Source organism: Psychrobacter urativorans, assembly GCF_904846675.1.
Taxonomy (GTDB): Bacteria; Pseudomonadota; Gammaproteobacteria; order Pseudomonadales; family Moraxellaceae; genus Psychrobacter; species Psychrobacter urativorans_B.
The window spans coordinates 1-8,758 of record NZ_CAJHBT010000036.1 but is presented as its reverse complement, the minus strand read 5'-3'; the positions used below and the strand labels follow the sequence as shown (position 1 = coordinate 8,758).

General features: G+C 38.5%; 12 protein-coding genes, 1 tRNA gene and 1 pseudogene. 7 read left to right on the top strand and 7 right to left on the bottom strand.

The window, feature by feature from the left end:
* The first annotated feature begins 408 nt into the window (after positions 1 to 408).
* Positions 409 to 1,362, top strand: coding sequence for an NAD(P)-dependent oxidoreductase (locus tag JMY06_RS11310; protein ID WP_201618346.1), 954 nt, complete (start codon positions 409 to 411; stop codon positions 1,360 to 1,362).
* A gap of 70 nt (positions 1,363 to 1,432) precedes the next feature.
* Here the strand turns inward: JMY06_RS11310 and JMY06_RS11935 are convergent, their stop codons facing one another.
* The 3 genes from JMY06_RS11935 to JMY06_RS11300 all read right to left on the bottom strand — a co-directional run bounded on the left by JMY06_RS11935 (position 1,433) and on the right by JMY06_RS11300 (position 3,962).
* On the bottom strand, positions 1,433 to 1,564 hold the full coding sequence (locus JMY06_RS11935) for a hypothetical protein (protein ID WP_265087898.1): 132 nt from the start codon (positions 1,562 to 1,564) through the stop codon (positions 1,433 to 1,435).
* A gap of 524 nt (positions 1,565 to 2,088) precedes the next feature.
* On the bottom strand, positions 2,089 to 3,084 hold the full coding sequence (locus JMY06_RS11305; RefSeq protein ID WP_201618345.1) for a diaminopimelate dehydrogenase: 996 nt from the start codon (positions 3,082 to 3,084) through the stop codon (positions 2,089 to 2,091).
* A gap of 626 nt (positions 3,085 to 3,710) precedes the next feature.
* Positions 3,711 to 3,962, bottom strand: coding sequence for a hypothetical protein (locus JMY06_RS11300; protein WP_201618344.1), 252 nt, complete (start codon positions 3,960 to 3,962; stop codon positions 3,711 to 3,713).
* A 613-nt stretch (positions 3,963 to 4,575) separates the two neighbouring features.
* On the opposite strand from JMY06_RS11300, the gene JMY06_RS11295 reads away from it, so the two are divergent.
* The 3 genes from JMY06_RS11295 (at position 4,576) to JMY06_RS11285 (ending at position 5,916) form a co-directional block, all read left to right on the top strand.
* Complete coding sequence (locus JMY06_RS11295; protein ID WP_201618347.1) at positions 4,576 to 4,758, top strand: type II toxin-antitoxin system HicA family toxin; 183 nt, start codon at positions 4,576 to 4,578, stop codon at positions 4,756 to 4,758.
* Positions 4,759 to 4,818: 60 nt separating this feature from the next.
* Entirely contained in the window at positions 4,819 to 5,229 is a 411-nt protein-coding gene (locus tag JMY06_RS11290; protein ID WP_201618343.1) for a type II toxin-antitoxin system HicB family antitoxin, read from the top strand.
* A 348-nt stretch (positions 5,230 to 5,577) separates the two neighbouring features.
* Complete coding sequence (locus JMY06_RS11285; protein ID WP_201618342.1) at positions 5,578 to 5,916, top strand: hypothetical protein; 339 nt, start codon at positions 5,578 to 5,580, stop codon at positions 5,914 to 5,916.
* Between the two features lie 442 nt (positions 5,917 to 6,358).
* Here JMY06_RS11285 and JMY06_RS11280 read toward each other — a convergent pair whose 3' ends face one another.
* Positions 6,359 to 6,547 carry a hypothetical protein gene (locus JMY06_RS11280; protein WP_201618348.1) on the bottom strand — a complete coding sequence of 63 codons (189 nt, stop codon included), beginning with the start codon at positions 6,545 to 6,547 and terminating at the stop codon, positions 6,359 to 6,361.
* Between the two features lies 1 nt (position 6,548).
* Here JMY06_RS11280 and JMY06_RS11845 point away from each other — a divergent pair, with 1 nt between their 5' ends.
* A complete protein-coding gene (locus JMY06_RS11845; RefSeq protein WP_227672311.1) occupies positions 6,549 to 6,692 on the top strand; it encodes a hypothetical protein in 144 nt (47 codons plus the stop codon).
* A 9-nt stretch (positions 6,693 to 6,701) separates the two neighbouring features.
* On the top strand, positions 6,702 to 7,001 hold the full coding sequence (locus JMY06_RS11840) for a hypothetical protein (RefSeq protein ID WP_227672310.1): 300 nt from the start codon (positions 6,702 to 6,704) through the stop codon (positions 6,999 to 7,001).
* A gap of 325 nt (positions 7,002 to 7,326) precedes the next feature.
* Here JMY06_RS11840 and JMY06_RS11270 read toward each other — a convergent pair.
* Positions 7,327 to 7,620: pseudogene (locus tag JMY06_RS11270) on the bottom strand (IS3 family transposase); the annotation flags it as partial.
* 115 nt (positions 7,621 to 7,735) lie between these two features.
* Positions 7,736 to 7,993, bottom strand: a complete 258-nt coding sequence (locus tag JMY06_RS11835; RefSeq protein ID WP_227672309.1) for a DUF4172 domain-containing protein — start codon at positions 7,991 to 7,993, stop codon at positions 7,736 to 7,738.
* A 353-nt stretch (positions 7,994 to 8,346) separates the two neighbouring features.
* On the opposite strand from JMY06_RS11835, the gene JMY06_RS11260 reads away from it, so the two are divergent.
* Positions 8,347 to 8,436, top strand: a tRNA-Ser gene (locus JMY06_RS11260).
* Between the two features lie 123 nt (positions 8,437 to 8,559).
* On the opposite strand, the gene JMY06_RS11255 is transcribed toward JMY06_RS11260, so the two are convergent.
* A partial coding sequence (locus JMY06_RS11255) for an IS3 family transposase (RefSeq protein WP_201618341.1) occupies positions 8,560 to 8,758 on the bottom strand: 199 nt, incomplete at its 5' end.

Genomic DNA, 8,758 nt, shown 5'->3' with positions numbered 1-8,758 from the left:
GTGGTTTGACTTTTATCGTCAGGCTGCTTGATTAAAATCTCCCAAGTTAATGTCTACGGGATTGACAGCATAGGTCAAGAAGCTTTAAGACTATTTTCACATAAATTCCAAATAACAAAAGCTTAAAATATTATATTAATTTACTTGGTTCTTAAGTGACTTCTACTAGCCCCCCAAACCCCCTATTGTTCCTATGAGAGAGTGGTTATGTTAAATATAAACTTAATAATTATGAAATCGATAGCATAGGTAATTATCATTAAGCTGTCTGACTAATATCTCCCAAGTTAGTTTCTACGGTATTGTCAGCATAGCCCATTTTAAAAAATGCCTGAATAATGGTACGCTTAGATAATAATTTAACAGTATTATTAAATGTAACCGTAAAAAACTGAGGAAAGATAGAAAATGAAAATTGTAATCTTAGAATCTCTAGGAATCAGTGATGAAGAGTTAAATATAATATCAAAACCTTTAACTGATAATGGCCATGAGTTAGTGGTATATGACGATGGAAAATTAGATGATGAGACTCTTAAGGTGAGGATCAAAGATGCAGAGATTTTAGTGCTCGCTAATACGCCACTGAGTGGTGAAGTGATCGATACTGCAGAAAAATTAACTTATATTTCAGTAGCCTTCACTGGTTATAATCATATCGATTTAGAAAAGTGTAAAGAGAAAGGCATTAAAGTCTCAAATGCCGCAGGTTATAGCACCAACTCTGTAGCAGAACTTACTTTTGGGCTAATAACTGCACTGTTACGTAGTATCGTACCTCTAGATGCTGTAACCAGAGAGGGCGGTACAAAAAATGGCTACAGACAGACTGATTTAAATGGTAAAACCTTGGGAGTATTAGGTACTGGAGACATAGGCAGCGCAATAGCTAAATTAGGTTTGGCTTATGGCTGTAAAGTCATTGCTTATAACAGAAGCGTAAATAAGGAACTGATAGACAAAGGTGTAGAGTATAAGTCGTTAGATGACGTCTTAGAGGCGAGTGATATTGTCACCCTCCATATACCACTAACAGATGAAACCAAAAGCTTAATTGATAAAGATAAGCTAGCATTGATGAAAACCAGTTCATTCTTAATCAACACAGCAGTTGGACCGATTGTTGATAATGATGCATTGGCAGAAGCACTGCATAATGGGACAATCGCTGGCGCCGGTTTAGACAGAGTGGATATGGAACCACCCGTTCCCGCAGATTACCCTATCCTAGATGCTCCGAATACTGTTCTTGTTCCACATATCGGATTTGCAACAGATGAAGCCATGGTAAGAAGAGCCAAAATTACACTTAACAATATTATTAAATGGGAAAAAGGCGAACAAGAAAATATAATTATTTGAAACAATTCAAAACAAACCTACCGTGACGATAGGTTTGTTTTATTTATTGGAAGAAAACTGGATTTCAGCTCTACTTGTTAAACTTTACTTGCTGAACTTTTGCCTGTCTATTAAGCTCTGCCAACCGTTCTTGTTCTTTTAGCATGTTGGTTTCTTGATTGTCAAAAATAGATGTGAATGTCTTACTATTAGGAGCGGACATGATATTTTCTTACTGGTGATGGGGTTTTCCTACCCTATCAATGAACCGACAATACTTCAATATTTTATGCTATCCTTTTATTTCAGTCAATTTAATTCAGCATAATAGTTTTTTAGTACGTGATGGTTAAGTCTCCCTGACTAAGGGTGAAATAACGATTCTTTCTGTTTCTCTAAACTTTGCTTATCAGGCAAGTTCCGCTTTACTCATATAAAATGGTGCTTATGTTAAATAATTCTAGGCAGAGAAAAGCCACCTAATTTGCGGTGATGGCCAGTAGTTTAATGACTTACTGCAAGAGCGGCAAGCCAAGGCCGTGACCGAGATGTTGACCGTAGATGCCAGAGATACATTAGATCCGGAAATAGCGGCCTTAAAGTGGTTAGCAGACTTTATCTCCAAAATTTAACGATCAGCGTTGCACAAGCTAAAGATTAGACCACAAAAAAAGCACCGAGCCTTAATGGCTTGGTGCTTTTTGTTTTTAGCTCAGAGCTTTTTTATTTCTAGTTCAGAGCTAGCGTTTACAACAGTTCTTTACGCAGCTGCGCGGGGGGCTTAGGCGACAATAAGCCAGGTGCTACGTCGAGCACAGTTTTCGCACCGGTATCCCCTGCCAAGTTCATCTTATAGGCGGCGCGGGCGTAGGCCACTAGCACGCTGGAGGTAAACTCAGGGTTACTGCCGAGCTTTAATGAAAACTCCAACACTTGATTGTTCTTCTCATTATCGATGCCGCTCACGCCACTGCGAATGACGAAGCCGCCGTGGGGCATCTTGCGGTGCTCATGCTCAAAAGTTTGTTGATCGATAAAGTGCACCGCGGTGTCGTAGTCGGCAAAGTAATCCGGCATGGTCACTATGGTGTTGCGCACGGTATCGGCATCGGCGCCATCTGCTAGCACTATATAGCATTCGCGGGTGTGCTTCTCGCGGGTGCTTAGCGTTGGCTGCTCGCCGTTGCGTACCCGTGCCATGGCAGGTTCTGAGGGAGTGGTATATTGCACGCCTGACTTAACACCATTCACGCGGCGTACCGCATCTGAGTGTCCCTGGCTTAAGCCCTTGCCCCAGAAAGTATAGGTTTCGCCGACCGGTAAAATGGCTTCGCCGTATAAGCGGTTGATGGAAAACAAGCCCGGATCCCAACCTACGGACAACATGGCTACTTTGCCAGCTTTCTTAGCAGGCGCATCAAGAGCTGCAAAGTACTCAGGGATTTTAGCGTGAGTATCGAAGCTGTCGACGACATTAAATAAACCAGCGAATGCTGGGCCTTGCTCGGGCAAATCAGACTTGGAGCCGCCACATAAGATCAGCACGTCTATGTCATCTTTGTATTGTGCAATATCGTCCATGGCGTACACGGGCACGCTTTGGTCAATCAGGATGATGGAGGCGGGATCTCGGCGACTGAATACACAGAATAACTGCATGTCTGGACTCTGCTTGATGGCGGCTTGGGCGCCGCGGCCGAGGTTGCCGTAACCGGCGATGGCGACTCTAATTACTGGTGTCATTATGATTAGCCTTATGTTGGTGTAGCGGACAGTCAGTTACTGCTGGTGTGATACGTATCAAGTAATACATGTTGTGTAATAAGGGTTTGCAGTAAGCCGCACTGTAATAAATGGATGATCTGCAGAAATAGCACTTATTTTAGATGTTTTTTCATTAGGTGTTCTCTTAAATAGTTTATATCTAGTAGGCAGGTAATCACTTTGCTATCTCAAATCTCACTTCTTCTAAACTAGAAGTAAGATAGATGATTACTATTACAAGTGATAGCTTACTTTGCATATTTGAATCCATCTGTACAAGGCTACTGATTTAACCAACCTACAAATCACTTGTTGGTATAAAATAAAATAGAAATAGAGAAAGTCAGTAAACACTGGGACTATAGCTGACAGTTTAGTTCCTATAGTGCCGTCCACACTCAAAACATTACGCTATACCCAAAAAATAACAATAAAAAATCCAATTCTAAACGCTTAATTTTAACGTCTAGAATTGGATCGATAACACAATGACATTTATTTGTTAAGCTAATAATCAGCTTTCTGATTGGTCTATCATTTTTTAGTATTTTTCTTTATTATCAGTAGTGTTATTGCGGTTTTCATTTGAATTGGCTACCGATTCTTTAGAATTGCCATTTCTTATCTTGTTTTTTCTGAACCTTACTATGTATTTTATCCTGCATTTTCTGAATCACCTTATCTAGATTTTCTTGCTCTTTCTCAAGTTTCTTATCTAGCTTTCTTAGCTCTTTTTCATATTTCTTATCTAGCTTTTTCTGCTCTTTCTCGTCTTTCTTATCTAGCTTTTCTTGCTCTTTCTCAAGTTTCTTATCTAGCTTTCTTAGCTCTTTATTATTCAAAGACTTATTTGACATGGTTTTTATCCTTTTTATAATATTGTGTAGAACATATTTATAATCGATATTATGCTAGCACTCTTGTCTAGTCAACGTACCGATACAAATATACATCTCAAAGCTCTATTCTATTAACGTAAATTTTTATCTAGCAAATGGTTTTTCGATCAAGCGAATGCTATTAAATATCGTATTTCAAAAACTAAAAACATTAGTATTTTCTAGAAAAGCTTACTGTTGGGTTGCTTGATTAGGAGAAAAGCAGGAAAAGAGAGATTGTAGCAAGGCCCTGATGTTATTGAAATTGATGTTAAAAGACAATATTTGATATAAGAAGTTCTTAAAATGCCTTGTCTACACCTGACAGTTCGAAGCCTTGGTAGGAAACCAAACCCAATTAGTCATCCCATAATATCAGTTGATTAAATGAACACAGCTAAGAGCATTACTTACCAATTGAAAGCAGCATCATGTCACCATGGATAGTCGGAGTTATTCAGCTAAAAATCAGTTTTTTCTATCGAACTTGGGACATTGGTTTACTTTGAATATTAAAATGGAAAAACTATAATATCTTGATTATTTATAACTCTAGAGTTATAATACAGTCATTAGAAAGCAAGAGAAGATTATAAATAGTCGTGATTTGATGAAAATAATACAATCTGATGGCTGGTATTTGATAAGAACAACAGGTAGCCATCATCACTTCAAGCACGATAAGAAACTTAGCTTAGTGACTATACCCCATCCGAAAAAGGACTTACCCAAAGGAACGGTTAAGAATATATTGAAGCAAGCGGGGCTTGCGTAGATGATATTGCTATTCATTACACGATCACGCATAACCCCATGATAATGGAGAATTAACACTATGTTATATCCAATTGCGATCGAACGAGGCGACAAAGATACCGCACATGGTATTATCGTGCCTGACATTGCTGGTTGTTTTTCAGCTGCCGATGATTATAACGAAGTATTTGCTAATGCTGCTGAGGCAATTGCTGGTCATTTAGAATGTCTAGCAGAAGCAGGGTTAGAGATACCTTTACCCAGTGATATTGAAAAATATGTTGATAATCTAGATTATGAAGGTATGACATGGGGCGTTGTTGCAGTCGACATGAGTCGCTACCTTGGTAAAACTGAAAAAGTAAACGTCACGCTGCCCAGTCGATTAATCCATTTGATTGATGCGAAAGTAGCTGGTAATAAAGGGCGCTATAAAAGTCGCAGTGCTTATCTTTCAAGCTTAGCAGAGAAGGATTTGATCCTTAGCTAAATTATTTCTTACATCATTGAAAAAAGCGATATGCATAAAGCACTATCGCCTTTTTTTAGGCTAAATATTAAGGATTTTGTAGATGAGCTGCTTTTATGATCAAAAGGTATGTCTTACTGGGAATAACTAATGAACTAGCAGTTGACATCGGTTCACCGTTCAATAGCATTGTTTTTCATATTATCAGGCACACTGATGAAAATATGCTATAAACATTACCTTTCTTAATCTTTCATGACCCCTCGTAACACCAATCTGTCTATGATAGGTCCTATCGACAGCGTATACTGTATTACGCGCTTATCTACAAACTTTTAAGCGTTAAAGCAATAAGTGAAGGATATTATAATGAAAAAGTTATTAATAAATTCAGCGTTAGCCGTTTCTAGTTTACTTGCAATAACTGCTTGTGCTAATACGAGTCCAGCAACAGATACAACTCCCCACAATATGATGCAGAATAAAAGTGTCAGTCCGGGTGCAAGTAGTCCGCTATCTCAGCTTAATTTGACCACTACCCAACAAACAAAAATTCAATCAATTATGCAAAATAACCGTGGCGAGCCTATGAAAAACCACAATGCTGTGTTACAGATACTGACCCCTGAGCAGCGTGCACAGCTAAACCAACTAATGGCGGATAGAATGAAATCAGGTCAACAGGGTCAAGGTATGCGTAGAAATTAATTGACTATTCATTAATACTAGCCATAAAAGCAAACATACATTATTGAAAACAATTAACAACCTAACCCTAAGTATTCAGATTGAATTTGCTGAACAGTAGTCTGACGTAATAATAGAAAGGCCGATACTTATGACTGTGAGTATCGGCCTTTTTTTGCTTATCAGATTATTAATAGACAATTAAATGTAGCAACTAACCTAACTCTTGGTAATCCACCCTAAAGAATTGGTAGCGAATGTAAAAGAAAATCGCAATAATGTTGCTGACAATCAAGAAAAAATACCAACACATGATAGACTAATCAGAACGCTAATTATTAGCTTAACGAGTAAATATCATTGTGTTATCGATCCAATTCTAGACGTTAAAACTAAGTATTTAGAATTGGATTTTTTATTGTCATTTTTTGGGTATACAGAAACTAAGCAACGCAGCTTAATTCTATTTGATAAGTGTCTTATGCTTGGGATGATTACCCAAGGTCTTTTTTTTGCTGATACCAAGGCGTTTTAAAGCCGCTTCAATGCCTGACTTACTACACCCAAAACGTCGTGCACGCTCATACATATAGTTACTTATACCAGTCACCTCTTGGATGATAGGGACAGCGGTTGCGCCACCTGTGATCAATTTGGCTACCTTTATTAGTAATGCCTCGCGGCTGTATCTATTCTGGAATGATATTGATTGGTCATTGACTAAATACTATGTACCAAGTGCCATCGTAGGGGCGTGGCTGGCAGCATTGGTTTTTAGTCGTTTAGATGCAGGCTAAATTCAGTTATTGGTTGGCGCGTTTTTAGTTTCTACTATTTTCCAATATAAGTTTGGTAAAGTAAATAAAACATTTGATATGCCAAAAGTAGGTTTTATACCTTTGGGCTTTATCATTGCTTTTATGAGCACATTGGTGGGTGGTCTCGGCCCTATACTTAACCCTTTTTATATGAATGCTGGACTAGAAAAAGAAAACCTTATTGCCACCAAAACTGCCAATTCTTTTTTTGTAGGTATTGTACAAATCGGCAGCTACGCTTTTTTGGCATACTCACTGTCAAGCTCTGGGTGTATGGTCTTGTATTAGGACTAGGTGCCGTTATTGGCAATATCATTGGCAAACGCTTTTTGGCGGGAATGAGTATTAGTCAGTTTAGAATAATGCTGCTCATGCTAATGGTAATCAGTGGTCTAATAATGATAATAAGAAACGTAAATGTGCTGTTCTAACGAGCCTTTAATTCGATACTGTAACTATTCACAGCAAATTTGCATAGATAATGGCAGTGAGTTCACGTCACGTATCTTTATCGACTGGGCAGCTGCAGATAATATCTTTATTGAATATATTCAGCCTAATTACCCTTGACCTATGCTGTCAATCCCGTAGAAACTAACTTGGGAGATTTTAATCAAGCAGCCTGACGGTAAAAGTCAAACCATATCTGCCTTGGCGTTTTATAGCCTAAACCCTTCTGGATTCTAGTTTGGTTGTAATCCAGCTCAATATATTTAGTGATATCGCTGATAGCTCTGAATCTTGTTTTATAGTCTTGGTGATAAACCAGCTCATTCTTTAATACGCCCCAGAAGCTTTCTATCGGCGCGTTGTCAAAGCAGTTGCCACGTCGTGACATGGAACCCCTAAACTCATGCTGTTTGATGATTTTACGATACTTGTTGCTACAGTACTGACAGCCTCTATCACATAGGTCCTTGAGTGTCATCACAGATACTGCCTGCTTTGATACGATAAAGTCCACTACATCCATCTGGAAATAACGCCTTATGCCATCCGAATAAATCCCCCAACAATAATGGTTATTGATAATGATAGGTAGCATTTAGCATCATCTCCACTACCGCATCAATCTCACGAGTAGCAGTTGGCATACCACCGTCATCTACACCTAAATGTCGCGCGACAGAAGACAGTACTTGCTCATTATTTAATGACTTACCCTCAATTTCTGAAGTTTTAACGATCTCTAAAGTCACAGCATCTAATTGTGCCTCAACGTTGAGATCGAACCCTAGCGTTAGCAACCTTCCGAGCAAACGGCCTTGTAATATCCGCACACAACTGACCAATGGCACTCAGTTCAGTCTGGGTGTTCATGAAGATAGGACATATGTTTAATTATTTACTCTTAGTTTACAGTGACTAGTAATACTATTCTCCGCAGATTATGCATTAAATAGACAGCCTAATTAATGCAATTTAAGTGTGATCACACCTATTAATCAGTCTAGGTTGAGAAGATAAAATATAAAAAACACATGATAATAGTGGTCTTTATTAATTTTTTGGTGGTGGAGTAGAGGTGAAAACACTATAAAACTATAGTGCCTAAATACGTATTAAACTTTAAATTATATTAATTTACTTCGTGTACTTCTAATTATATAATACCTCTAAGGCAATAAAATCAATGCATGTAAGATAACGTCATATTTCGTGATTTAGTCGACCTACTTTGACATGGTAGAGGTCGCTAGTTCGAATCTAGTTACGCCTACCAGATTCAAAAAGCCCCAGTTTAACGACTGGGGCTTTTTTTTGTCTGTAGAATATGGTTTTTGTGCAACATTTTATCATCTTAAAGTGAACCGCCCCGACAATATCGGAGACTGTTTTATTGGAGTCAGGCGGCTTTTCCTGACGGGACTAAACTCTCATAATACATCGATTCAAACTCAAATGGCGACACATAACCAATCGCACTATGCAGACGCTTTTTATTGAACCAATCTACCCAGTCGAGGATTGCAAGCTCTACGTCGTTTAGACCCTGCCACTTGTCTTTTAAATAATGAATGACCTCAGTTTTATACAAGCCGTTG